At 65.5% G+C, this 22,995-nt stretch carries 22 protein-coding genes; 11 read left to right on the plus strand and 11 right to left on the minus strand.

Features of this window, described 5'->3' with window-relative positions; all coding sequences use genetic code 11:
* Window positions 1-95: 95 nt before the first annotated feature.
* Both N2604_RS03825 and N2604_RS03830 read left to right on the plus strand, forming a co-directional pair.
* A complete protein-coding gene (locus N2604_RS03825; RefSeq protein WP_260373868.1) occupies window positions 96-2,171 on the plus strand; it encodes a methyl-accepting chemotaxis protein in 2,076 nt (691 codons plus the stop codon).
* Between the two features lie 116 nt (window positions 2,172-2,287).
* Window positions 2,288-3,019, plus strand: a complete 732-nt coding sequence (locus tag N2604_RS03830; protein ID WP_260373869.1) for a sulfite exporter TauE/SafE family protein — start codon at window positions 2,288-2,290, stop codon at window positions 3,017-3,019.
* 9 nt (window positions 3,020-3,028) lie between these two features.
* Here the strand turns inward: N2604_RS03830 and N2604_RS03835 are convergent, their stop codons facing one another.
* The 3 genes from N2604_RS03835 to N2604_RS03845 all read right to left on the minus strand — a co-directional run bounded on the left by N2604_RS03835 (window position 3,029) and on the right by N2604_RS03845 (window position 6,610).
* The gene (locus N2604_RS03835) at window positions 3,029-4,999 is read right to left on the minus strand and encodes a carbohydrate porin (RefSeq protein ID WP_260373870.1); all 1,971 of its coding nucleotides are present in this window, start codon (window positions 4,997-4,999) and stop codon (window positions 3,029-3,031) included.
* A gap of 400 nt (window positions 5,000-5,399) precedes the next feature.
* On the minus strand, window positions 5,400-5,663 hold the full coding sequence (locus N2604_RS03840; RefSeq protein ID WP_027573809.1) for a hypothetical protein: 264 nt from the start codon (window positions 5,661-5,663) through the stop codon (window positions 5,400-5,402).
* A 140-nt stretch (window positions 5,664-5,803) separates the two neighbouring features.
* Complete coding sequence (locus tag N2604_RS03845; protein ID WP_260373871.1) at window positions 5,804-6,610, minus strand: creatininase family protein; 807 nt, start codon at window positions 6,608-6,610, stop codon at window positions 5,804-5,806.
* 138 nt (window positions 6,611-6,748) lie between these two features.
* Between N2604_RS03845 and N2604_RS03850 the strand changes: the two genes are divergently transcribed.
* The 7 genes from N2604_RS03850 to N2604_RS03880 all read left to right on the plus strand — a co-directional run bounded on the left by N2604_RS03850 (window position 6,749) and on the right by N2604_RS03880 (window position 12,494).
* Entirely contained in the window at window positions 6,749-7,771 is a 1,023-nt protein-coding gene (locus N2604_RS03850) for an ABC transporter substrate-binding protein (RefSeq protein WP_260373872.1), read from the plus strand.
* A 98-nt stretch (window positions 7,772-7,869) separates the two neighbouring features.
* The gene (locus tag N2604_RS03855) at window positions 7,870-8,700 is read left to right on the plus strand and encodes an ABC transporter ATP-binding protein (protein WP_260373873.1); all 831 of its coding nucleotides are present in this window, start codon (window positions 7,870-7,872) and stop codon (window positions 8,698-8,700) included.
* Window positions 8,697-9,515, plus strand: a complete 819-nt coding sequence (locus N2604_RS03860) for an ABC transporter permease (protein WP_260373874.1) — start codon at window positions 8,697-8,699, stop codon at window positions 9,513-9,515. Before N2604_RS03855 ends, N2604_RS03860 begins: the two co-directional genes overlap by 4 nt.
* Window positions 9,515-10,504 (plus strand): 2-hydroxyacid dehydrogenase, encoded by a 990-nt coding sequence (locus N2604_RS03865; protein ID WP_260373876.1) that lies wholly within the window; start codon window positions 9,515-9,517, stop codon window positions 10,502-10,504. The genes N2604_RS03860 and N2604_RS03865 overlap by 1 nt, the downstream gene beginning before the upstream one ends.
* Window positions 10,504-11,196: a protease inhibitor Inh/omp19 family protein gene (locus tag N2604_RS03870; RefSeq protein ID WP_260373877.1), complete on the plus strand. Its 693-nt coding sequence runs from the start codon at window positions 10,504-10,506 to the stop codon at window positions 11,194-11,196. Before N2604_RS03865 ends, N2604_RS03870 begins: the two co-directional genes overlap by 1 nt.
* 102 nt (window positions 11,197-11,298) lie before the next feature.
* Window positions 11,299-11,673: a hypothetical protein gene (locus N2604_RS03875; RefSeq protein ID WP_260373878.1), complete on the plus strand. Its 375-nt coding sequence runs from the start codon at window positions 11,299-11,301 to the stop codon at window positions 11,671-11,673.
* Between the two features lie 116 nt (window positions 11,674-11,789).
* On the plus strand, window positions 11,790-12,494 hold the full coding sequence (locus N2604_RS03880; RefSeq protein WP_260373879.1) for a tetratricopeptide repeat protein: 705 nt from the start codon (window positions 11,790-11,792) through the stop codon (window positions 12,492-12,494).
* 6 nt (window positions 12,495-12,500) lie between these two features.
* Here N2604_RS03880 and radC read toward each other — a convergent pair whose 3' ends face one another.
* Window positions 12,501-13,214: a RadC family protein gene (gene radC, locus N2604_RS03885; protein WP_260373881.1), complete on the minus strand. Its 714-nt coding sequence runs from the start codon at window positions 13,212-13,214 to the stop codon at window positions 12,501-12,503.
* 55 nt (window positions 13,215-13,269) lie between these two features.
* The gene (locus tag N2604_RS03890; RefSeq protein ID WP_260373883.1) at window positions 13,270-14,190 is read right to left on the minus strand and encodes a DMT family transporter; all 921 of its coding nucleotides are present in this window, start codon (window positions 14,188-14,190) and stop codon (window positions 13,270-13,272) included.
* A gap of 131 nt (window positions 14,191-14,321) precedes the next feature.
* On the opposite strand from N2604_RS03890, the gene N2604_RS03895 reads away from it, so the two are divergent.
* Window positions 14,322-14,918: a bifunctional transcriptional activator/DNA repair enzyme AdaA gene (locus N2604_RS03895; RefSeq protein ID WP_260373884.1), complete on the plus strand. Its 597-nt coding sequence runs from the start codon at window positions 14,322-14,324 to the stop codon at window positions 14,916-14,918.
* Window positions 14,919-14,928: 10 nt separating this feature from the next.
* Here N2604_RS03895 and map read toward each other — a convergent pair whose 3' ends face one another.
* A complete protein-coding gene (map, locus tag N2604_RS03900; RefSeq protein WP_260373886.1) occupies window positions 14,929-15,750 on the minus strand; it encodes a type I methionyl aminopeptidase in 822 nt (273 codons plus the stop codon).
* 185 nt (window positions 15,751-15,935) lie between these two features.
* Window positions 15,936-17,252, minus strand: coding sequence for a mechanosensitive ion channel family protein (locus N2604_RS03905; RefSeq protein ID WP_260373887.1), 1,317 nt, complete (start codon window positions 17,250-17,252; stop codon window positions 15,936-15,938).
* A 209-nt stretch (window positions 17,253-17,461) separates the two neighbouring features.
* On the opposite strand from N2604_RS03905, the gene N2604_RS03910 reads away from it, so the two are divergent.
* Complete coding sequence (locus N2604_RS03910; protein WP_260373888.1) at window positions 17,462-19,255, plus strand: potassium/proton antiporter; 1,794 nt, start codon at window positions 17,462-17,464, stop codon at window positions 19,253-19,255.
* A 113-nt stretch (window positions 19,256-19,368) separates the two neighbouring features.
* Here the strand turns inward: N2604_RS03910 and modC are convergent, their stop codons facing one another.
* The 4 genes from modC to mepA form a co-directional block, all read right to left on the minus strand.
* Window positions 19,369-20,031: a molybdenum ABC transporter ATP-binding protein gene (gene modC / locus N2604_RS03915; protein WP_260373889.1), complete on the minus strand. Its 663-nt coding sequence runs from the start codon at window positions 20,029-20,031 to the stop codon at window positions 19,369-19,371.
* 2 nt (window positions 20,032-20,033) lie between these two features.
* Entirely contained in the window at window positions 20,034-20,729 is a 696-nt protein-coding gene (gene modB, locus N2604_RS03920; RefSeq protein WP_260373890.1) for a molybdate ABC transporter permease subunit, read from the minus strand.
* Between the two features lie 67 nt (window positions 20,730-20,796).
* The gene (gene modA / locus N2604_RS03925) at window positions 20,797-21,582 is read right to left on the minus strand and encodes a molybdate ABC transporter substrate-binding protein (RefSeq protein WP_260373892.1); all 786 of its coding nucleotides are present in this window, start codon (window positions 21,580-21,582) and stop codon (window positions 20,797-20,799) included.
* 343 nt (window positions 21,583-21,925) lie between these two features.
* The gene (gene mepA / locus N2604_RS03930) at window positions 21,926-22,870 is read right to left on the minus strand and encodes a penicillin-insensitive murein endopeptidase (RefSeq protein ID WP_260373894.1); all 945 of its coding nucleotides are present in this window, start codon (window positions 22,868-22,870) and stop codon (window positions 21,926-21,928) included.
* Between the last annotated feature and the right edge of the window lie 125 nt (window positions 22,871-22,995).

A 22,995-nucleotide genomic window follows, 5' to 3' on the forward strand; every position in this document is an offset into this window, starting at 1 on the left:
CGCCACCCCGCGGAACTACGGAGCCTTGCTTAACGAGCCCTTAGTGCACGTCGGCTAGTTTTCGATATTGCAGAAAAATAGTCGAGGACCTGAGGATGCGGATCGGAAAGCTTTTTGCGCTGTCGATGCTGACGGTGACGGTATTTGCAGTCATTCTCGGCGCGGAGGTGCTGATACCCCAGACGCGCATCTTCACGAACCGCTCCGACGCGATCAAGACGGTCGATGCCTTTGGCGCGACGCTGCTGGCAAGCCAGCACGTCGCCAGCCTTCGCGCTCCCTATATCGGACCGATTTTCCAGGAAGGCGCCGCAACGCCGGCGCAGCTCGAAGCTGCCTCGAAGGCGACAAAAACTGCCGATGCGGGCTTCGAGGCCGCAAGGCGCGCCGTCATGGTGCTGGATGACGGCGGCGCGATTGCCGAGAATCTCGACCGTGCCGCGCGGCGGCTGAAAGACATCACGACCGCGGCCGATCGTGCGATGAGCGTTCCTCTCGCGGCGCGCGACAGCGCCGCGACCAAGGGCTTCCTGCCCGGCGTTGCCGAGGTCCTCGCCAATCTCGAGCCTGTCATGAACCGGCTCGAGGCGAAGGTCATCAACGCCGATTCCTCGCTTGCGGCGCTGTTGAGCCTGGCGCGAACGGCGCAGGACCTGCGCGTTTCGGCCGGTAGCCGCGCCGCCACCCTCTCCCCGGCGCTCTCCACGCGGCGCCCGCTCACCGCGGCCGAACTGACGCTGATGGACCGCATGCAGGGACGCGTGGAGGCCGACCGCGAGCGCATCGAGGCCGGTCTCGAGCAGCTCGGAAATCCCGTCCGCATCGCCGCCGCACTGAAGGCGGCAACGGATTCCTATTTCGGACAGGCCGCAATTGCCGTGGACAAGGAGCTTCCTGCAGCCCGGAGTGACGGAAAGTACGGTGGCAGCGCCGACGAGCTGGCGAAGGTCATCGTGCCGGCCATCCAGATGTTCTACGGCGTGCGCGACGCTGCGCTGGCGGAAGCTGCCGAGCGTGCCTCGGCCGCGCGCGACGGCGCGCTGGCGATGCTCGCGCTCGCCGGCGTCGCCGTACTGGCCCTGCTCGGCACGCTCGGCGGCGTGACCATGATGCTGCGCAGGCGCGTGGTGACACCGCTCGGCCGGATCGCCGATGTGATCGGAGCGCTCGCCGCCGGGCAGCACGAGGTCGAGATTCCCGCGACGGGCCGCAGCGACGAGATCGGCCAGGTCGCCGGCTCGCTCCAACATTTCAAGGATTCGCTGCTCGCCAAGAAGTCCGCCGACGAGGCCGCCGCGGTCGAAGCGGACGCGAAGCTGAAGCGCAGCCAGCGCATGGATCAGATCGCGCGCGAGTTCGAAGCCATGATCGGCGACGTCATCAACACCGTCTCGTCGGCATCCTCGGAACTGGAAGCCTCCGCGGGAACGCTGACGAGCACGGCCGCGCAATCGGAAACGGTCACGGCGACCGTCGCCGCGGCCTCCGAGCAGGCCTCCACCAACGTGCAGACCGTTGCCGCTGCGGCCGAGGAGATGGCCTCGTCGGTCGACGAGATCGGCCGCCAGGTCCAGGATTCCGCACGCATCGCCGGCGAGGCGGTGCAGCAGGCCGGGCGGACCAACGAGCATGTCGGCGAGCTCGCCAGGGCCGCGGGCCGGATCGGCGACGTCGTCGAGCTCATCAGCCAGATCGCGGGCCAGACCAATCTTCTGGCGCTCAATGCCACCATCGAGGCGGCGCGCGCCGGCGAGGCCGGTCGCGGCTTCGCTGTCGTCGCCTCCGAGGTCAAGGCGCTGGCCGAGCAGACCGCCAAGGCCACCGGCGAGATCAGCCAGCAGATCGCAGGGATTCAGGCCGCGACCGAAGATTCCGTCGGCGCGATCAAGGCGATCGGCGACACCATCTCCCGCATGTCCGAGATCGCGTCGGCCATCGCCGCGGCGGTCGAGGAGCAGGGCGCGGCGACGCGCGAGATCTCACGCAACGTGCAGCAGGCCGCGCGCGGCACCCAGCAGGTCTCCGCCAGCATCGTCGACGTGCAGCGCGGCGCCAGCCAGACCGGATCGGCCTCCTCCAACGTGCTCGCATCGGCAAGGTCGCTTTCGGGCGAAAGCAGCCGTCTCAAGACCGAGGTCGGAAAATTCCTCGATGCGATCCGCGCGGCGTAACAAGGTCATTGTGCCAGGAACGCGCTTCACCTAGACTTGCATCCGGGGGATGTCGCAGCCTCCCCGTGAAGTGGTGATCCCACGCAAGCGCTGCTCGCTTATCCATGGAGCGAGCAATGGACGGGATCGCAATCGAGCTTCCGCTTTTTCTGTTGGCCACCTTCGCCGGCGCGTTCGTCGCCGGCCTCTCCGGCTTCGCCTTCGGCCTGGTCGCGGCATCGCTGTGGCTTTACGTGCTGACGCCGCTCCAGAGCGCCAGCCTGATCGTCGGCTTCGGCCTTCTGGTGCAGGGCTATTCGGTCTGGAAGCTGCGCAGCGCACTCGACTGGCACCGGCTGTGGTCCTTCATCGTCGGTGCAGTCATCGGTGTGCCGGCCGGGGTGTCGCTGCTGACCTGGGCCGATCCGAAGAATGTCCGCATCGCGGTCGGTGCAATCCTGATCGCCTATAGCCTCCATGCATTCTTCCGGCCGCAGCTCAAACTCGCGGCCGTCGTGCCACCGGCTGCCGACGTGACGGTCGGTTTCGTCAACGGCCTGCTCGGCGGGCTGACCGGCCTTGCCGGCATCCTCGTCACCATCTGGTGCAATTTGCGCGGCCTGCCCAAGGACGCGCAGCGCGCCACGTTCCAGCCGGTCGCCGTCGTGGTGTTCGCCATGGCGGCGTTCTGGCTCGGTGCCAAGGGATCGCTCACATCAGACACGGCGAAGCTGTTCGCGCTCGGCCTGCCGTTTCTGTTCGCCGGAACGTGGCTCGGGCTGAAACTGTTCGGCCGGATCGACGAGGCCGCGTTCCGCAAGATCGTGCTGGCGCTGCTGTTCGTCTCGGGTGTTGCGCTCCTGTTCTGAGCTGCGGGCTCAGAACTCCCCGTGCAGCCGCCCCGAGAACACCGACACCGGTCCGCGGTCGGCGTTGTAGGCGGGGTTGACGATGAGCTGGTAGTCGGCGGTGAGGGTGATGCTCTTGTTCACCGCGTAGGCGTAATAGGTTTCGAGGATGCGCTCCTTGCGGTAGTTCAGCGCGCCGTCGCCGACGAGGACACCGAGGCCGCCGGCGGCGAGGAAGTCGCGATAATCCTGCGAGATTGCGTTGATCGCACCGCCGACGCCGATCACGTCGTCCGGCCTTCCCCAGCGCGCGCCCTTGATCGACAATCCCGCGGACAGGCTGCGATGAATGTCGGTGAAGGCCAGCGTTTCGGACTTGCCATCGTTCCAGCTCCAGCGGCCGAACAGCCCGACATCGTCGGTGATTGCCTGCTCGAGGTTGAGCACATAGCCGTACTTCAGGCGGCCGCGCCGGGTCTGCGCGATGTCGAGATTGAGCGCGGGATTGTTCAGCGTTTCGCGGAAGCTGCCCATATTGGCGCTGTCGAGCCAGCCGATGGTCCTGAGCTTGCCGGGCTGGCCGAGCAGCGAAAAGCGAGTCTCGAGCTCGAGCAGATATTGACCGCGCTCCCCGACCCTGGTGTCGAAGTGATTGGAGTTGGACTCGGAGACCATCAGGAAATAGCCGCCGCGCAGCGCCCATTGCTTCTGGTTGAGTTCGGCGGTGACGCCGTAGGTGAGGCCGACCTTGTCGGCGGAATAGTCGAAGGCGCCGGGCGCCCAGATCGACCAGTTCATGAAATCCCGGCGCGTGTCCTTGGCGTAGGCGTTGCCGTCGAACACGTCGACCACCGGAAACTTGCCGGCCTGAATCGTGAGGCGCGACACGTCGACCTTCTGTCCCAGCTGCAACTGACTGCTCGCAAGCTCCTCCTGCTCGCCGCCGAAGCCAAACGTCTGGCGTACGAACAGGCGCGAGGTGTTGTAGTGCGGGTAGGGGAAGTTCGACTTCTGCGCCTCGCCGTTCGGGAAGCCGGCCGCACCGACCGTGTCGTTCAGTCCAAATCCCTGCAGCAATTCGGGATTGTAATAGACCTCGCCGCCGTCCCACAGCCGTGCGTTCAGGAACAGGCTGTTACTCCACGTCGCCTTGGCCTGCCGCGACGGCGACAGTGAATTCGGTCCGGTATAGAGCGCGGGGAACGATGGATAGCCTTGCGGCAGATAGGTGCTCTGGCCGTGGATCTCCCAGCGATCCGATTCCGTGTCGATCAGCGAGCTCTTCGGGTTATAGCTCGGCATGCCCGGCCAATCGACCTTGCGGTTGAGGCCGAGCCTGACCTGCTGCAAGTCGAGCGACGAGGAGGTGTATTGCGCGCCCGTGGAGAAGGCGACGTGGGCGCTATCGAAGCGGCTGTAGAGATATTCGAGCCGCGCGCTCCAATGCGGCGCGAAACCGTATTCGACGCCGGCGCCGGCAGTCCAGCCGGGACGTGTGTTGAGGATCTTCGGGATTTCGGCGCCGGAGGCCGGCGCGTCGAAATAGCGCTCGCCCATCCAGGCAAAGCCGCCGGTGGCATAGACGAGCCACGGACCGCTGGTGTAGCCGACGCGCCCGCGCAGGCTCGCAGTGTAGTCCCATTGCTGCGTGACGGTGTTGGCGGGCGTCGCCAGGAACGAGACGATCGAGTTAGAGGTGATGTAGTTGGGAAATGTGAAATCGCCCTCGACGCCGACCAGCAAGCCGGAGTTGAGCCGGTAATTGTAGCCAGCCTGCACGCCGCCGATCATGCCGCTGAAGACGCCGCTGTCGCTGAGTGCGGCGCCGTCGTTCAGCGCAAAGTGCGACGAGCCGCGGCCATAGCCGGCATGCGCGCCGATATAGAGGCCGGTCCAGTCATAGACCGCTCTCAAGGCCGGCGCCTTCAGCGGCAGATCGGCCGCGCGGCCGGCAGTCGGAAAAGCCAGCACGCCTGTGGCAATCGCCGCGGCCGTTCGCAAGCACCGATGTTTGTGACCTCTCAACGCCAAAACGCACGCCCCCAAACGCGAATGTGTCCCACCCGCCGCAATATCCCTGCCGCGTCGCGGCGATTCTGTCATCAGGCCTTGGCGATCGAGGCGACCGGCCGAGATGATCTCGATTCGCCCCGACGTCGTCCCAAGTTCCTGAACCTGCGACAAACCTTATTGCGATTAATTCGCAATAGCAACTGATGCGCATCGCCGCAGAGGAGAGTTCGCACCGCTGTGTGACGCGGCTGCAACAAAATCTGGGAGCCCAAAACAGATGACCCCGCCCGGGGGGACGCCGGGCGGGGTCGGGGGCACGACACGGGGTGGATGAGGCGCCCGTGTCGGACGCGGGATCCACGTGGAGATCGGCCTCAGGTACGCAGGATCAGTAGCAGGTGCGAACGCGGCCGACGTACTGGCCGAAGGCGTTGTACTGCGCGACCCAGCCGCAGCGGTGATAGCCGTAATAATAGGGGTCGTTGCTGGCGGCGATCGCGGAGCCGACGACGGCGGCGGTGGCGATGCCGGCACCGACACCCCAGACCCAGCCGGGCTGCTTGGCTTCGGCCGAGGTGGTGGTGGATGCGATGCTGCCGGTAACCGCGAGGGCAGCGAGAGCTGCGGCGGCAATCTTGGTCTTGATCGACATGTGAAACTCCATCCGGGGTTGAGGCGGTCCGTTGTGGCCCGCGTGCCCAGTTGGACGGAGGCTCCTCGCGTCCGGTTCGAAGAGCGCAAATGTGCGCGCGAAGACGCGATCTTTCCTGAATGAATCCAGGAAGATACCGGCTAGCCCAGGGGGCCCTTGGCAAGCCTGTTCACGTCGAAGTTATCGACCTCGCCCAACAGCTCGCAGAACGCCGTCGCACCCTGGTCGAGCAGCTGCTCGCCCTTCTCAGGATGGGCCAGCGTCGCGTTGCCGACGGCACCGCTGGCGTTGAGATCCTGCGCCTGCCAGGCGAACGGCGCCGGCCGCTGCGTCGACAGCCAGCGATATTGCTGCTCGATCGCGATACTGCTTGCGGGAAAGTCGGCGACCGCATCCTTGCGCACCTGATTCGGATAGCGCGCCAGCATGATCGAGGTCTCGACGGCGCCGCCGTGAATGCCGTGGCGCACCTCATCGGTCGGGAACAGCTTGTCGGCGCCTGAGAGCCGCGACCACGACGTCGTCACCACGAACAGCTTGTGATGTGCGCGAAGGTCCTGCGCGACCAGCATCATCGCCGCGCTGTTGCCGCCATGGCTGGTGACGATGACGAGCTTCCTCACGCCGCGGCGTGCAACGTCTTCGCCGATCGCGGTCCATTTCCTCAGCGCTATCTCGGTCGGCAGCGTCTGCGTGCCCGGATAGTCGATATGCTCGGTGGAAATCCCCACCCGTTCGACCGGGAGGAAACTTGCCGGAACGGTCGCGGGCAACAGCTGCCGCACGCGTGCCAGGTAAGCGTCCGCGATCAGCACGTCCGTCGTCAGTGGCAGATGCGGGCCGTGCTGCTCGGTTGCCGCCAGCGGCAGCACCGCGATCCAGCGCGACACTTCGCCCGGGCTCGCATGAGCCCAGTCGATGTCGATCCAGTCGCGGGAGGGCGTCATCGAGGTTTCCATGCCCGAATTTGTCACGTAATTTGCGGTATGAGGGGATGCGGGCCCGGCCGGCTCGCATCCCCTGATGTCATGCGGTTTTATCGCGTTGCCTTCACTTGAACCAGCCACGATCGACGGAGTGCCATCATGCCCCCCTTTCATCTGCGACGAGCGTTAATTGCGGGCTTGTTGGCCGCTGTCGCCTCCTTTGCGCCGGCGCGCGCCGAAACGCTGGACAAGGTCACCTTCGGCACCAACTGGGTCGCCGAGGCCGAGCATGGCGGCTTCTTCCAGGCGGTCGCCGACGGCACCTACAAGAAATATGGCCTCGACGTCACCATCGTCCCCGGCGGTCCCAACGAGAACAACCGGATGCTGCTGATCGCCGGCAAGATCGATTTCTTCATGGCCGCGAACACGCTGATGTCGTTCGACGCCGTCGCCAACAACGTTCCCGTCGTCAGCATCGCCGCGGTGTTCCAGAAGGATCCGCAGGTGATGCTGACGCAGCCCGACGCCAAGGTCGCCAAGATCGAGGACCTCAAGCCGCTGACGCTGTTCGTCTCCAAGGAAGGCATGACCAGCTATTTCCAATGGCTGAAGTCCGAATACGGCTTCAGCGAGAAGAACGTCCGCCCCTATAATTTCAATCCGCAACCCTTCATCGCCAATCCCAAGAGCGCCATGCAGGGTTACGTCACCTCCGAGCCCTTCGCGGTCGAGAAAGCCGCCGGCTTCAAGCCCAACGTGCTGCTGCTCGCCGATTACGGCTTCAACACCTATTCGACGCTGATCGAGACCCGCCGTGAGATCGTCGAGAAGAAGCCTGACCTGGTCCAGCGCTTCGTCGATGCCTCCATGATCGGCTGGTACAACTACATCTACCGCGACAATTCCGCCGGCAATGCCCTGATCAAGCAGCTCAACCCGGAGATGACCGACGATCTCTTGGCCTATTCCGTCGCCAAGATGAAGGAGCACGGCATCGTCGATTCCGGCGACAGCTTGAAGAACGGCATCGGCGCCATGAGCGACGAGCGCTACGCATCCTTCTTCAACAAGATGGTCAAGGCCGGCGTCGTGAAGGCCGATCTCGACTTCCGCAAATCCTATACGCTGCGCTTCGTCAACAAGGGCGTCGGCGTCGAGCTGCGCCCGAACAAGCCGTAACGGATGTCGAGCTTGGGAACGCGGGTGCGGCTGGGGCCCACCTCTCCCCCTTGGGGAGAGGTGAGGGACGCCGTTCGACCGAGTCTCACCGGCGCGCGATGACAGAGAGCAAAACCTCGCCCGCCGTCGAGGCCAGCCTGACGGCTCTCGCCGTCAGCCTGCGCGGCGTGACGAAGGTCTACGATAACGGCGTGATGGCGCTCGGCCCGTTCGACCTTGCGGTCCGCAAGGGCGAGTTCATCTCGCTGCTGGGCCCGTCCGGCTGCGGCAAGTCGACGGTGTTGCGGCTGATCGCCGAGCTCAGCGCGCCGTCATCGGGCACGGTGCGGGTGGCACGGCACGAGGGCGTGCCGCAGCCGGGCCAAGTTCTGCCAGGTCACGGCATCGGCTTCGTGTTCCAGGAGCCCACGCTGATGCCCTGGGCCAACGTCCGCGAGAACGTGCGGCTGCCGCTGAAGCTCGGCGGCGTGCCGAAGGCGGAGGGACGCGCGCGTGCCGACGCGGCGCTGGCGAGTGTCGGCCTTGCCGATTTCGCCGACGCCTTTCCGCGCGAGCTCTCCGGCGGCATGAAGATGCGGGTGTCGCTGGCGCGTGCGCTCGTCACCGATCCCGATATCCTCCTCATGGACGAGCCGTTCGCCGCGCTCGACGAGATCACGCGCTTCCGCCTCAACAACGATCTGCTCGCGCTGTGGCGGTCCCTGCGCAAGACCGTCATCTTCGTCACCCATTCGGTGTTCGAATCGGTCTATCTGTCGCAGCGCGTCGTGGTCATGACGGCGCGGCCCGGCCGCATCCAGGCCGACATCCGCATCGAGGCGGTGGAGCCGCGGGCTGAGGAGTTTCGCACCTCGGCGGCCTATTCCGATTATTGCCGAAGAGTGTCCGCCGCGCTGGCGCCGTCCTATTCGGAGCAGTCGACGCTATGAGCGCGCAAGCTCCTGTGCCCGCAAATTCGTCCCATGCCAAACGCGCGATGCGCTTCGTGCTGCCCGTCATCGTCTTCGCAGCCGGCCTCCTTGCCTGGGAACTCGTGGTTCGCATCAGGGAGATCCCGCCTTACGTGCTGCCGGCGCCCTCGGTCATCGTGCTGACACTGATCAAGGACTGGGCGGTGCTGTCGCAATCGCTGGCGACCACGCTTGCAACCACGCTCGAAGGTTTTGTCGCCGCCAGCATCGGCGGCATCGCGCTGGCGCTGCTGTTCAACCAGTCGAAATGGGTGGAATATTCGCTGTTCCCCTACGCCATCGTGCTCCAGGTGACGCCTGTCATCGCGATCGCGCCGCTCTTGCTGATCTATCTGGAGCAGCAGACCGCGGTGGTCGTCTGCGCCTTCATCGTCGCATTCTTCCCCGTCTTGTCCAACACCACGCTCGGGCTGAACTCGGTGGACCGCAATTTGGCCGGCCTGTTCCAGCTCTATGGCGCATCGAAGCCGCAAACCCTGCGCTTCCTCAAGCTGCCGGCGGCGCTGCCCTATATCCTCGGCGGCCTGCGCATCGCCGGCGGCCTGTCGCTGATCGGCGCGGTCGTGGCCGAGATCGCGGCCGGAACGGCGGGCGCCGGCTCCGGGCTCGCCTACAGGATCGCCGAATCCGGCTATCGCTTGAACATACCCCGCATGTTCGCAAGCCTGCTTCTGTTGTCGCTGGCCGGGATTGTCATCTATGGGGTGCTGGCGCTAGTTTCCCACCTCGTTTTACGGCGCTGGCATGAGAGCGCGCTTGGAAAGGAAAACTGATGGCTGCCGGTTCGATTTCGTCCGAAAAGATCGACCTTCTGATCTATGGGCCGGTGCGGCCGATTCTCGAGAACGGCTTTTCCGATCATTTCGTCGTGCACAAGGCGGAGACGCGCGGCGATCTCGAGCGGCTGACCCCGGCAGTCCGCGACAAGATCCGCGGCGTCGCGGTGACCTACCACACCGTGCGCGCGGACAAGGACTCGCTATCGCAGCTGCCGAAGCTGGAGATGGTGGCGAGCTTCGGCGTCGGCTACGACCACATCGATGCCAAATATGCCGCCGAGCACAACATCGTCGTCACCAACACGCCCGACGTCTTGACCGAGGAGGTCGCCGACGTCGCGATGGGCCTTCTGATCTCGACCTTGCGCGAGTTCATCAAGGCCGACCGCTATGTCCGCTCCGGGCTCTGGCAGACCCAGAACTATCCGCTCAGCGTTGGCTCGCTGCGCGACCGCAAGGTCGGCATCGTCGGCATGGGCCGGATCGGCCAGGCCATCGCGCGCCGGCTCGAGGCCTCACTGGTGCCGGTGGTCTACCACTCCCGCAACCCCTCCAAGGACGTGTCCTACAAGCACTATCCCGACTTGATCGAGATGGCGAAGGCGGTCGACACGCTCGTTGTGATCGTGCCCGGCGGCGCCTCGACCAACAAGATGATCAATGCCGAGGTGCTCAAGGCGCTCGGCCCGCGCGGCGTGCTGGTCAACGTCGCGCGCGGCTCGGTGGTCGACGAGCCCGCGCTGATCCAGGCGTTGAAGTCAGGTACCATTCTCGCCGCCGGGCTCGACGTGTTCGCGGCCGAGCCGAACGTGCCCGACGAGCTCAAGTCCATGCAGAACGTCGTGCTGCTGCCGCATATCGGCTCGGCCTCGGTGGTGACGCGCAACGCCATGGACCAGCTCGTGGTCGACAATCTCAAGGCCTGGTTCGCCGGCAAGGCGCCGCTGACGCCGGTTGCGGAAACGCCGGTCAAGGGGCGCTGATGATCGCTCTTCGCCTTCTCGCATCCGCCGTCGCAGCCTGCCTGGCCGCGGTCGGCGTCGCGCATGCGCAGGATGCGACGAGCCTGAAGAAGCAGATGCCCGGACAATGGGAGCTCTCGACCACCGAGCGCAGCAAGACCTGCGTCGTCACGCTCAAGGGTGACGCGGCGGGGCAGGGATACAAGCTGGAGCTGGAGCCTGCCTGCAAGACCGCGCTGCCTTTTACCAAGGACATCGTCGCCTGGAGCGTGAAGGGCCTCGACATCGTGCGCCTGCAGGATGCGACCGGCGAAGCCGTGATCGACTTCACCGAGGTCGAGGCCGGCATCTTCGAGGGCTTGCGCCAGGGCGAGGGCGTCTACATCCTGCAGGACCTCGCCGCCGCGCGCTCGATGGCCAAGTCGATGGACCAGATGATCGGGGACTGGTCGATGGTGCGCGGCAACGGCCAGCCGATCTGCGGACTGACGCTGACCAACACCGAAGCGGGCCCGGATAATTTCCAGGTCTTCCTCAAGCCGAAATGCGACGCCACGATCGCGCAGTTCAACCCGACGCAATGGCGGCTCGAGCGCGGCCAGATCATCCTGATGTCGAAATCAGGCGACGCCTGGCAGTTCGAGGCCGACGACAACGCGCAGTGGCGCCGCGTCCCCGACACCGCCGATCCCCTGATCATGCTGCGTCAGTAGGTGGCCCGACATTCGTTGCCGCCGAGTGGCGCCACGCGAAAGCGGAACCTGCAGACCGGGCATCTCGTTGACTGACGAGGTAATTTCGTCGGGAGATCCGGCATGGCCAAGCGCGTCCTCGCGATCGGCATCGAACCCGGCAATGCCGACTACAGCGCATTCCCGCAGCTGACGCCGGAGCTCGTGCGCGACTACATCGAGGCGCAGCTGTTGCGCCTGCGCGATCTCGGCTTCGAGGTCACGAGCTGCCTGATCGATCTCGATGTCACCGCCGAAGCCGGCGTGGTCGCGGCGCTGCGCGAGGAGCGCTTCGACTGCATCGTGATCGGCGCCGGCCTGCGCGAGCCCAAGGAGCGCCTGCTGCTATTCGAGAAGGTGCTCAACCTCGTTCATCGTTTGGCGCCGGATGCCGCGATCTGCTTCAACAGCACGCCTGCCGACACCGCCGAGGCGGTGCAGCGCTGGGTGGAGCCCTGACGGGACGGGCCCGGGCCGGCCAAGAACCGCTGATTTTGGAATTCGGTCGGATTTCGAACTTTTTCTCCGTCTCGAGCGACCAAGACGGAATGGTTCAAACTCGATCGGGTTTTGACATGAAATTCGTTGCCCTGGCCTTTTCGTGCCTTCTGCTTGTCGCGATGCCCGCCAGCGCGAATGACACCCGCACCTTCAATGCGATGGTCGCGCTGGCCAATCGCGGCGATGCGGAGGCGCAATATCATGTCGGCATGATGCACAACAACGGCATCGGCACACCGCAGGATCTCAGCCAGGCATTCGAGTGGTTTCAGAAATCGGCTGCGGCCAATGATCCGCTCGGCGCCTATAAGCTCGGCTGTTATTATGACGGGCAGGGCGTGGGCATCGTCGCAACGGATCCGGATCAGGCATTGAAGTACAAGCTTGTTTCTGCCAAGGCCGGTTACGCGCGTGCTCAGCACGATGTCGCTCTCATGTATGACCGGCAAGGGAATTCGGAAGAAGCGCTGAAATGGTGGAAGATGGCGAGCGACCAGGGCCTCCCTAGCGCCCTCTTCAGCCTGTCCCGCGCATATTCTGCAGGAAAGGGAACGCCGAAGGATCTGTCCCTGTCATATGCCTATTTCAAGCTCTCGAAGGTGGCGCCGGCCAAGAATGTCAACGAGATGGCTTCCATGTTGTCCAAGCCGGAGCTGGAGAAGGCCGAGAAACTGGTTGCCGAATGGAAACCGCAACCGACCGCTCTGACGCTGAAGGCCTTCGCCGGCATCACAGCCGCAGAAGACCACTTGAAAGCCGCCAAGAACCAGGCGTTCTGATTTGACCTAGATCAGTCGCAGCCCGCGCAGGCTCGCGTGCCCGTTCTTGCCGACGATGATGTGATCGTGCACGGCGATCCCCAGCGGTTTTGCGATGTCGATGATCGCCTTGGTCATCTGGATGTCGGCCTGCGAGGGCGAGGGATCGCCGCTAGGGTGATTATGCACCAGGATCAAGGCGGTCGCTGATAATTCCAGCGCGCGCTTGATCACCTCGCGCGGATAGACCGGAGTGTGGTCGACCGTGCCGGTCTGCTGCACCTCGTCGGCGATTAGCTGGTTGCGCTTGTCCAGGAACAGCAGGCGGAATTGCTCCTTGTCGGCAAACGCCATGCTGGTGCGGCAATAGGCGATCACCTCGTTCCACGATGACAGCGCGTTGCGGCTGTTGACCTCGCCCTTGGCGATGCGATGCGCCGCCGCGGCGATCAGCTTGAGCTGGTTGATCGCGGACTCGCCGACCCCCTCGACCTCGCGCAAGCGCGCCACCGGCGCATGCACGACCTCGGCGAACGAGCCGAAGGTCTTGATCAGCGTCTTGGCGAGCGGCTTGGTGTCGCGCCGCGGCAGCGCGGCAAACAGCGCCATCTCCAGCAATTCGTAATCGCTCAGTGCATCCGCGCCCGCGCTGTAGAAGCGCTCGCGCAGCCGCTCGCGATGGCCGAGATAGTGCGGCGCGTCCTCGGGCTTGCTCTTGTCGTGGTCAGTCTTGGCGGGCATCGGCCGCCAGCATTGCCTTGCCGATGGATTTTTTCAACCGGCAATTGCACTGCTCTCAGGGCTTCCGCATGGGAGCTGTTATGGCCATTACGCCGATGACGATGAGCATCATGCCGGCCAGCATCGACCAGGTGAAGCTTTCGCCAAGGAGCGTGGTCCCAAGCGCCACGGCGAAGCCTGCGCGCAGGTAGCTGCCGCTGGTCGTGCCGAGCGGGCCAAGTGTATGGATCAGGCGGAAATAGATCACCATGGCGAGCGCGGTGCAGACGATCGCAAGGCCGAGCACCGCCGTGATCGCCTGCGTCGTCGGCGCCAGCGTCCCGGGCCGATCGAGGACGGCGGCGATGGGCAGCATCAACGCCGCGGCGCAGCTCATCGCCCCGGCTGCCGTGACGATCGCGGGAAGGCCCGCGAACCGCTGCCCCCAGATCGGTGCGAGCGCATAGCAGAAGCTCGCAGCCAGGACGGCGGCCTGCGCCAGCGGCGCGGCGGTGCCGATCCCCGAAGGCGCGTCAACCCCCATGGTCAGGGCGACGCCGGCGAGGCCCAGCGCAACACCGATGATCTTGCGGCGGCTGACCGTCTCTCGTCCACGTCCGGTCGACATCGCGATCGCAAGCACGAACATCGGCGGGGTCGCATTGAGCACGCCGGCGAGGCCGCTTGTGATATGCACCTCACCCCAACTGATCAGGGTGAAGGGCAGCGCGCTTTGCAGCAGCCCTTGCACGACGAAAGCCGCCCACACCGGCCCTTGGCGCGGCAGGGCGTGCCCCTGCGCGAGAGCGATCATGATCAAGAGAGCAGCCGCGATCGTCACCCGCGCGGCGACCATCGTGAAGGGCGGAATCGTCGGAAGCGCGACCTTGATGAGCGTGAATGAGCCGCCCCAGATCAGGGAGAGAAGCAGCAGGAGTCCGATCTCGAACGCGAGGCGGGTGTGCCGTGATGTGGTCTGTTGCGCTTGCGTGCTCATGCGATCTGCTCCCGGATCTATCGCCACCATGATCCGGAGCGGCGCTGCAGGCTGGCTGGATTCGGACCTCGTCGCCCGGTCGAGTCCGATTTCGGCTACTCGGCGGGGCGCCATGAAATTAGGATTGCGTCATGATGACAGGCTCGGCACACCGGCAGACGCTGCCACCGCATCTCGACTGGGATACCTGCGATCGGGCGAGGCTGGCGCGCGCGCGCGCCTTCGACGGCCTGTTCTTCTCAGGCGTCCGCTCGACGCGGATTTATTGCCGGCCGGTGTGTCCCGTTCGTCCCGCGCGCTCCGAAAACGTCACCTTCTATCCGACCGCGGCCGCCGCCGAGCGGGCCGGCTTTCGCCCGTGCCTGCGCTGCCGGCCCGAAACCGCGCCGGGGTCGCCGGCCTGGATGGGGACGGCGACCACGGTCGCCCGCGGCATGCGCCTGATCAATGACGGCTTTCTCGATCGCGCGACCATGGTGGAGCTTGCAGAAGTCCTGGGCGTCGGGCCGCGTCACCTGCTCCGCCTGTTCATGCGCCACGCCGGCGCAAGCCCGAGCGAGATCGCGGCGACCCGCCGCGTGCAAGAAGCGAAGCGGCTGATCGACCAGACCGAGATGAGTTTGGCGGAGATTGCGTTTGCGGCCGGCTTCGGCAGCATCCGCCGCTTCAACGACGCCTTTGCTGCGACCTACAAGCGGCCGCCATCGTCATTCCGCCGCCGGCGCTAAGACAAAGCGATCAGGCGCCGATCTGCTTCTCGCCGTGCCGCTCCGAGAGCGTGAAGATCTCGACGCCGGTCGCGGTGACACCGACCGAGTGCTCGAACTGCGCCGACAGCGAGCGGTCGCGGGTGACCGCGGTCCAGCCGTCGGACAGGATCTTCACATGCGGCTTGCCGAGATTGATCATCGGCTCGATGGTGAAGAACATGCCGGGCTTGAGCTGCACGCCCTCGCCGGGCCGGCCGATATGGATGATGTTCGGCTCGTCGTGGAACATGCGCCCCAGGCCATGGCCGCAGAAATCGCGCACCACACTCATGCCTTGCGGCTCGACGAAGCTCTGGATGGCATGGCCGATGTCGCCGGTGGTGGCGCCGGGCTTCACCGCCGCGATGCCGCGCATCATCGCTTCATAGGTCACCTCGATCAGCCGCTCCGCCTTTCGCGCGATCGGGCCGATCGCATACATCCGGCTGGAATCGCCATACCAGCCGTCGACGATGAAGGTGACGTCGATGTTGACGATGTCGCCTTCCTTCAGCGGGCGGTCGCCGGGCATGCCGTGGCAGACCACGTGGTTGAGGGAGGTGCAGGTCGAGTAGCGGTAGCCGCGATACATCAGCGTCGCCGGATAGGCGCCATGGCTGAAGGCGAAGTCGCGGACGAATTCGTCGATTCTGGAGGTCGGCACGCCGGGCCCGACGATGTCGGTGAGCTCGTCCAGGCACTTGGCAACCAGCGCGCCCGCCTTGCGCATGCCGGCAAAGGCGGCCGGCCCATGCAGCTTGATCTGTCCGGTCTTGCGCAGGGAGGTCTCGGTGGCGTCGACGTAGCTCATGCGTGGGCGGTCTTTTCGGGCTGATCTCGATTTCGATGGAAAGGCTTGATTTCAGGCCCCAATTTAATGATTGGCGGCCTTCATGCAAGCCGAGGCAGAGCGTTTTCGAGCGAAGTGGCTACCGGTTCGCGTGAAGAAAGCGCGTCAAAACAAGAGCCTTACCGACCTTCGGTTGCGAAAACGTCCTAATTCGGGACTTCCACGGCGGTTTCCACCGGCAGGGCGCCGCCGCGGATGCGGATTTCGCGGACCGGATAGGGAACCCGGATGCCCTCGCGCTTGAAGGCGTTCCACAGCTCCAGCATCACGTCGCTCTTGACCTTGTCCATGCCGTCGGGGTCTGCGATCCAGAAGGTCAGCGAGAACTTCATCCCGGCTTCGGCGAACTCGGTCAGGAGGCAGGTCGGCGGCTTGCCCTTCTGCGCGCGCGGATGGGCTTCCGCGGTCTCGGCTGCAAGGTTGCAGACCAATTTCGGGTCGGCGTCGTAATTGGTGCCGAAGGCGATCTTCACCAGCGTGTTCTTGTCGGTATAGGTCCAGTTGACGACCTTCTGCGTCACCAGATCCTCGTTCGGGACCAGGAATTCGCGCCCATCGCCGGCAGCGACCGAGATATAGCGCGTCTTCATCGCGCTGATGCGGCCGGTATTGTCGCCGATGGTGACGAGGTCGCCGGGCTTCACCGATTTGTCGGCAAGCAGGATGATGCCCGAGATGAAGTTGGCGACGATCTTCTGCAGGCCGATACCGATGCCGACGCCGACCGCGCCGGAGAACACCGCGAGCGCGGACAGGTCGATCCCGACCGCGCCGAGCGCGATCACGATCGCGACCGTGAGCAGCCCGATGCGGATGATCTTGACCAGCAGCACCTGCACCGACGGTGTCAGATCGGTGGTCGAATTGATCCGGCTCTCGGCGAAATTGCTGGCGATGTTGGTGAGCCAGAGCGCGATCAGCAGCAGCGCGCCGGCCTTGAGCGCCAGGAGCGGGGTCAGCCTCAGGCCGCCGAGCACGATCGCGAAGGAATCCAACAGGTCGACCGTCGCATCGAGCTGGCCGACGATGGAGAGCGCGGCGACGAACCAGGCCGTGATCGACACCAGCTTGACGATGAAGGCGTTGCGCAGCACCGAGGTCACGAGCCGGATCACCAGCCAGGCGAAACCCAGCTTGGCTGCGACCATCAAGAGATAGGAGCGGCTCGGCCAGGTCGCGTGATACATCACCACGCGCGAGACGATCACGAGCAGCGTGAACACCGCCGTCGAGGCGCTGGCGACCATGACCCGAACGAAGTGCCGGAGCGGCAGCGGCCAGCGCATCGCCAGCGAGGTCAGGTCGACACGGCTGCGAATGGCGGCTTCCGCGGCATAGGCGATGCCGGCCGCGGCCAGGATGAGGCCGAATTGCAGGTAGAACCAGGGTGAGGAGATTTCCGCCCCGACGCTGCGTGCGGTGGTCTGCACGAACTCCATGAAGTCTTTGAGGTCCATGTCCATCGGGTCTCGTCGGCAAGCGGGGAGGAATTGATTCGAGGGCGCCGGACAATCCCACAAAGGGCGCGGCCGGGCCATCGATACACCGTGAAGTGATGCGCGTTAAGGCCGTAAAATACGGGCAGATTGCCGCGAAGGGCGAAAATGGGTTGGCGCGCGAGTCCACCGACGATAAGGATGAAATTCCAGCGATTTTTTTACCCGGAAGGTGGATGGCTTCCCTCGACTCCGTCAGTCTCGCCATATTGCTCGGCGCCGTCCTCGTCATGGCCGGCATCCTATCGAGCCTGCTTGCGCTGCGCTTCGGCGCGCCCTTGCTGCTCGTCTTCCTGGTCATCGGCATGCTCGCCGGCGATTCCGGCCCCGGCCAGCTCCAGTTCGACGACGTCCGCACCACCTATCTGGTCGGCTCCGTCGCGCTCGCCCTGATCCTGTTCGACGGCGGCCTACGCACGCGCTTTGCCAGCATCCGCACGGTGCTCGCTCCGTCCCTCGTGCTCGCGACCGTCGGCGTGCTGCTGACCGCGCTGGTCACGGCGCCGTTCGCCAAATACGCGCTCGACCTCAACTGGGCGGAGTCGCTGCTGGTCGGCGCCGTGGTGGCCTCGACCGATGCGGCCGCCGTGTTCCTCCTGGTGCACACCCAGGGCCTGCGTCTGCGCCCGCGCGTCGGCGCGACGCTGGAGGCCGAATCCGGCACCAACGATCCCTTCGCGATCTTCCTCACCTTGATGCTGGTGGAATACATCTCGGTCGGCTCGAGCTCGCCCGGCCATGTGCTGATGGAGTTCGTGCTGGAGGCGGCGCTGGGCGCCGTCGTCGGCGTCTTCGGCGGCCGCCTCGTCGTCATCGCGCTCAACAAGGTGGCCCTGCCGCAGGGCCTGCATGCGCCCTTCGTGACCACGGGCGCGCTCGTGATCTTCGGCGGCTCGCAGATCATGCACGCCTCCGGCTTCCTCGCCGTCTATCTCGCCGGCATCATCATCGGCAACCGGCCGACCCGCGCGCATAATTCGGTGGTGACGTTCCTCGATGCCGCGACCTGGCTGGCGCAGATCGTGATGTTCGTGCTGCTCGGCCTTCTGGTCTCGCCGAGCCGGTTAGGGGCCAGCGTGCTGCCGGCGGTCGCCGTCGCGCTCGTCCTGATGCTGGTGGCGCGGCCGCTCGCGGTGTTCGTGTGCCTCTCGCCGTTCCGCTTCAACTGGCGCGAGAAGATCTTCATCGCCTGGACGGGCCTGCGCGGCGCGGTCGCGATCTTCCTGGCCTCGATCCCGATGCTGGTCGGGCTGTCCAAGGCCTATCTCTATTTCGACGTCGCCTTCGTCGTCGTCATCATCTCGCTCCTGCTGCAGGGCTGGACCCTGGCGCCGGCTGCCCGCAAGCTGCACGTGGCGCTGCCGCGCGCCGAGCGCGGCCCGCGCCGCGTCGAATTGGATCTGCCCGGCCAGCTCGAGCAGCAGCTGGTCGGCTATCCGGTGCGGCCCAAGAGCCTGTATTTCCGCCGCGGTCTGATCCCGTCCTGGTCCAAGCCGACGCTCGTCATCCGCAACGAGAACATCCTGACGCCGACGGAAGCCGATCCGATCGCGCCGGGCGACTACATCTATCTGCTGGCGCCGCCGGAAAAGGCCGAGTCGCTCGACCGCTTCTTCGTCGACATGCAGCCGAGCACCGCGCCCGATCCGCATCTGCTCGGCGACTTCATGGTCTCCGGCGAGCATACGCTCGCCGAGCTCGCCGCGATCTACGGCGTCAAGGTGAGCGAGGACGAGAGCAAGCTCACGCTCGCCGATTATTTCGACGTCCATCTCGACCGCGCCCCGAAGGAGGGCGCCGAGCTCGCGCTGGACGAGATCGTGCTGGTCGCCCGCAGCATCTCCGGTGGCCGCGTCAATGTCGTCGGCCTCCGCCTGCCCGAAGAGGACGAGACGCCGCCGCCGCTGACACGCACGCAGGCGCTGCGGAAGAAGCTCGCGGAGCTGTGGTCCTCGGTGGCGGGGGTTTGATGTTTCCTCGTCATTGCGAGGAGCTCTTGCGACGAAGCAATCCAGACTACCGCCGCGGATAGACTCTGGATTGGTTCGCTTCGCTCGCAATGACGTAGGTGAGGCTGGGGGCTCTACGCCAGCACCTTCACCCCGCCGAAGCTCGTCACCCGCCCCTGCTTCAGCACCACAATCTGCGTCGCGAGCTGGCGCAGCTCGGCGACGTCGTGGCTGACATAGACCATCGGCACATTGGCCTCGTCGCGCAACCGCACCAGATAGGGCAGGATCTCGAGCTTGCGGCTCTCGTCGAGGGCGCCGAGCGGCTCGTCGAGCAGCAGGAGGCGCGGCTTCGACAGCAGCGCGCGGCCGAGCGCGACGCGCTGGCGCTCGCCGCCGGACAGCTTCCCGGGACGGCGATCCCTGAGCGCGCCGATGTCGAGCAGGTCGACGATGCGCTTGTGCTGCGCCGGATCGGGCGCAAGTCCGTTCATCCGCCGCCCGTAGTCGAGATTCTGCGCCACGCTCAGATGCGGAAACAGCCGCGCATCCTGGAACACGTAGCCGATGCGGCGGCGGTAAGTGGGCACGTGAATGCCGGCCGCGGTGTCGTCGACGGTCTCGCCGTCGATCACGATGGTGCCGCGATCGGGCCGCAGCAGCCCGGCGATCATGTTGACCAGCGAGCTCTTGCCGGCGCCCGAGGCGCCGAACAGCCCGATGACGCGCCTCTCGCTGCTGAAGGATGCGGAGAGCGAGAATTCGCCGAGCTGTTTTTCGACGTCGACGCGCAGCATGGTCAATTTCCGTGCAGGCGCGCGGTGGCGCGGCGGGCGAACCATTCGGCCGCGATCAGCGCGCCGATCGCGAGCACGATCGAGACGATCACAAGCCTTCCCGCCGCGGCATCGCCGTCCGGCGTCTGGATCAGCGAATAGATCGCCGACGAAATCGTCTGGGTCTCGCCGGGAATGTTGGAGACGAAGGTGATGGTGGCGCCGAACTCGCCGATCGCCTTGGCAAAGCCCAGCACCATGCCGGCGAGCACGCCCGGCAGTGCCAGCGGCAGCGTCACCGTGAAGAACACTTTCCACGGCGCTGCGCCGAGCGTCTCGGCGGCCTGCTCGAGCCGGCGATCGATCGCCTCGATCGAGAGCCGCATCGGACGGACGAGAAGCGGAAACGCCATCACGCCGCAGGCGAGTGCAGCACCGGTCCAGCGGAACGCGAAGACGATGCCGAGATGGTCGGCGAGAAAGCCGCCGACGAGACCGCGGCGACCGAAGGTGAGCAGCAGCAGGTAGCCGGTGACGACAGGCGGCAGCACCAGGGGCAGGTGTACGAGTGCATCAAGCATCGACTTGCCCCAGAAATCGCGCCGCGCGAGCAGCCACGCCAGCGCAATGCCGAACGGCGTCGCGACCAGCGTGGCGATGACGGCGACCCTGAGCGAAAGCAGGATCGCCGTCCATTCGGCGGGAGAGATCTCGAACATCAAGTCGTCATATCAGGTCGCAGAAATCAGGTCGCGAGAATCAGGTTGCAAGAATCAGGTCGCAAAATCAGGTCGTGGGGCTGATCAGGAACTTGAAGCCGTATTTTTCCAAAATGGTCTTGGCCGCCGTGGAGCGCAGAAAGGCGAGATAGTCGTTCGCCTCCGGCTTGGCGGTGCTGGTTGCCGCGACCGGATAGATGATCGCAGGATGCGAATCCGCCGGGAAGGTGCCGACGATCTTCACGCCCGGCTCGACCTTGGCATCGGTGGAATAGACGATGCCGAGCACGGCCTCGCCGCGGGCGACCAGCGTCAGCGCCGCGCGCACGCTCTCGGCCATGGCGAATTTCGGCTCCGCGGCCTGCCAGGCCCCGAGGCTCGTAAGCGCCGCCTTGGCATATTTGCCAATGGGGACCGACTTGACGTCGCCGGTCGCGATCCTGCCGTCGCCGGCGAGCTTGGCGAGATCGAAACCCGGCGCAATGGTCACGCTGTCGATCTTGGAATCCTTCGGCGCGATCAGCACGATGCTGTTGCCGAGCAGGTTGACGCGTGTCGGCTCGTTGATGGTCTTCTTGGCGATCGCGTAGTCCATCCAGTCGGTGTCGGCCGATACGAACACGTCGGCCGGCGCGCCCTGCTCGATCTGCTTGGCCAGCACTGAGCTGGCGGCATAGCTGATGCTGAACTTGACGCCGGTCCTCGCAGTATAGGCGGCGTCGATCTCGTCCAGCGCGTTCTTCATCGAGGCGGCGGCGAACACGGTGATGGTCTTGTCCTCGGCTGCGGCGGGCGCGAGGGCCGTGCCGGCGAGGATGACGAAGGCGGTGAAAAGTCCTGAGAGACGAAACATGGGTGCGCTCCGTGCGAGCTTGCGCGGACGATGCACGCGCAAATCTGGCGTTGGTGGGTGTGATGCGACGAGCGGACGCGCTGTTCCACGTGGCCTTGCGACGGCTTACGACCGGCAGGGATATCGCAGGTGCGAAGATAGCAGGCCGGGTCGGAACGTCAAACGCGTCATCCCGGGGCGCGCGTAGCGCGAGCCCGGGATCCATCGCCACAGGATTGTGTTTGGCGACGATTCGGAGCGGCCATCTCGCGCCATAACCACTCCTTGTGGTTATGGGTGGGCTCGCTTCGCGCCCCGGGAGGACAGCGATCAGCGAGGCAGCAGCTTGCCACCCGCCACACCCTTACGGCTTCGCGTCGGCTGCATGCAGCACCGCCTTGCAGGCCGCCGGCATCTGCGCCAGCGTCATCGGCGGCTTGGGCTTGGGCGGCTCCGGCGGCGGCTTGGGGTGCAGCACCGCGTCGGAGAACCAGTAGGCGAGATCGGCGGGCTTGCAGCCCTCGTCCTCGGCCTGTGACGGCTGGCCCTCGCATTCGCCGGCCCCCGCCGGGCAACGCATGCGGATGTGGAAGTGGTAGTCGTGGCCCCACCAGGGGCGGATCTTCGACAGCCATGCACGGTCGCCCTTGGCCTCGCGGCATAACGCCTTCTTGATCGCGGCGTTGACGAAGATGCGCTGCACGGCGGGCTCCCGCGCCGCGTCGCGCAGCACCAGCACATGGCCTGGCGTGAACACCTTGGGGTCGACGTCGAGCCGGTCCGGGCGCACCATCATCACCGCCGACATCTCCTCGCGCTCCTCGCGCGAGAGCCGGCGGTCCGGCATCGGCGTCAGCCAGATGTCGGCGTCGAGACCGATCTGGTGGCTGGCATGGCCTGACAGCGCCGGCCCGCCGCGCGGCTGGGCGATGTCACCGACCAGAATGCCGGGCCAGCCTGCGTCCTTGTGCACTTTCGCGGCGAGCCGCTTGATCAGCGCGATCATGTCGGGATGACCGTAGCTGCGATTGCGCGACAGCCGCATCACCTGCCAATGATCGCCGTTGACCGAAATCTGCTCCGCGCCGCCGATGCAGCCCTTGGTGTAGGAGCCGATGACATGGGCCGGCCCCTTCGAGGGCAGCAGCTTGCGCGCGAACAGTTCCTTCGCGGCGAGATCGGGGTCGTTGGGATTGGCGAGCGGCGGCAGCGGCTTCGGGGTGATGCTGCCCTTGTCCTGGGCCAGCGCGCTACCGGCGCCCAGGCAGACGAACGAGAGCAGGAGGAGGGTGATGCCGCGGCGACTCATGCTGACGCTCTTATAGCCCAATGCTGCATCAGGGTTAAGAACGAGGCGCTGAGCCCGCCGCCGGCTCACCGTAACTCGCCCGAATCGCGTCTCGACCCGCCGTTTCTTAACGGCGCAATAACCGT

Origin of the sequence: Bradyrhizobium sp. CB1015, from assembly GCF_025200925.1 — a bacterium.
Lineage (GTDB): Bacteria > Pseudomonadota > Alphaproteobacteria > Rhizobiales > Xanthobacteraceae > Bradyrhizobium.

What these genes read in the sequence shown, in the direction of transcription:
- N2604_RS03830 (WP_260373869.1), top strand. Translation starts at nt 2,288, where the DNA reads ATGGACGGGATCGCAATCGAGCTTCCGCTTTTTCTGTTGGCCACCTTC.
- map (WP_260373886.1), bottom strand. Translation starts at nt 15,750, where the DNA reads ATGAGCTACGTCGACGCCACCGAGACCTCCCTGCGCAAGACCGGACAG.
- N2604_RS03865 (WP_260373876.1), top strand. Translation starts at nt 9,515, where the DNA reads ATGGCTGCCGGTTCGATTTCGTCCGAAAAGATCGACCTTCTGATCTAT.
- mepA (WP_260373894.1), bottom strand. Translation starts at nt 22,870, where the DNA reads ATGAGTCGCCGCGGCATCACCCTCCTCCTGCTCTCGTTCGTCTGCCTG.
- N2604_RS03905 (WP_260373887.1), bottom strand. Translation starts at nt 17,252, where the DNA reads ATGGACATGGACCTCAAAGACTTCATGGAGTTCGTGCAGACCACCGCA.
- N2604_RS03840 (WP_027573809.1), bottom strand. Translation starts at nt 5,663, where the DNA reads ATGTCGATCAAGACCAAGATTGCCGCCGCAGCTCTCGCTGCCCTCGCG.
- modB (WP_260373890.1), bottom strand. Translation starts at nt 20,729, where the DNA reads ATGTTCGAGATCTCTCCCGCCGAATGGACGGCGATCCTGCTTTCGCTC.
- N2604_RS03825 (WP_260373868.1), top strand. Translation starts at nt 96, where the DNA reads ATGCGGATCGGAAAGCTTTTTGCGCTGTCGATGCTGACGGTGACGGTA.
- N2604_RS03850 (WP_260373872.1), top strand. Translation starts at nt 6,749, where the DNA reads ATGCCCCCCTTTCATCTGCGACGAGCGTTAATTGCGGGCTTGTTGGCC.
- radC (WP_260373881.1), bottom strand. Translation starts at nt 13,214, where the DNA reads ATGCCCGCCAAGACTGACCACGACAAGAGCAAGCCCGAGGACGCGCCG.
- N2604_RS03910 (WP_260373888.1), top strand. Translation starts at nt 17,462, where the DNA reads ATGGCTTCCCTCGACTCCGTCAGTCTCGCCATATTGCTCGGCGCCGTC.
- modC (WP_260373889.1), bottom strand. Translation starts at nt 20,031, where the DNA reads ATGCTGCGCGTCGACGTCGAAAAACAGCTCGGCGAATTCTCGCTCTCC.
- N2604_RS03875 (WP_260373878.1), top strand. Translation starts at nt 11,299, where the DNA reads ATGGCCAAGCGCGTCCTCGCGATCGGCATCGAACCCGGCAATGCCGAC.
- N2604_RS03855 (WP_260373873.1), top strand. Translation starts at nt 7,870, where the DNA reads ATGACAGAGAGCAAAACCTCGCCCGCCGTCGAGGCCAGCCTGACGGCT.
- N2604_RS03870 (WP_260373877.1), top strand. Translation starts at nt 10,504, where the DNA reads ATGATCGCTCTTCGCCTTCTCGCATCCGCCGTCGCAGCCTGCCTGGCC.
- N2604_RS03845 (WP_260373871.1), bottom strand. Translation starts at nt 6,610, where the DNA reads ATGACGCCCTCCCGCGACTGGATCGACATCGACTGGGCTCATGCGAGC.
- modA (WP_260373892.1), bottom strand. Translation starts at nt 21,582, where the DNA reads ATGTTTCGTCTCTCAGGACTTTTCACCGCCTTCGTCATCCTCGCCGGC.
- N2604_RS03860 (WP_260373874.1), top strand. Translation starts at nt 8,697, where the DNA reads ATGAGCGCGCAAGCTCCTGTGCCCGCAAATTCGTCCCATGCCAAACGC.
- N2604_RS03895 (WP_260373884.1), top strand. Translation starts at nt 14,322, where the DNA reads ATGATGACAGGCTCGGCACACCGGCAGACGCTGCCACCGCATCTCGAC.
- N2604_RS03890 (WP_260373883.1), bottom strand. Translation starts at nt 14,190, where the DNA reads ATGAGCACGCAAGCGCAACAGACCACATCACGGCACACCCGCCTCGCG.
- N2604_RS03880 (WP_260373879.1), top strand. Translation starts at nt 11,790, where the DNA reads ATGAAATTCGTTGCCCTGGCCTTTTCGTGCCTTCTGCTTGTCGCGATG.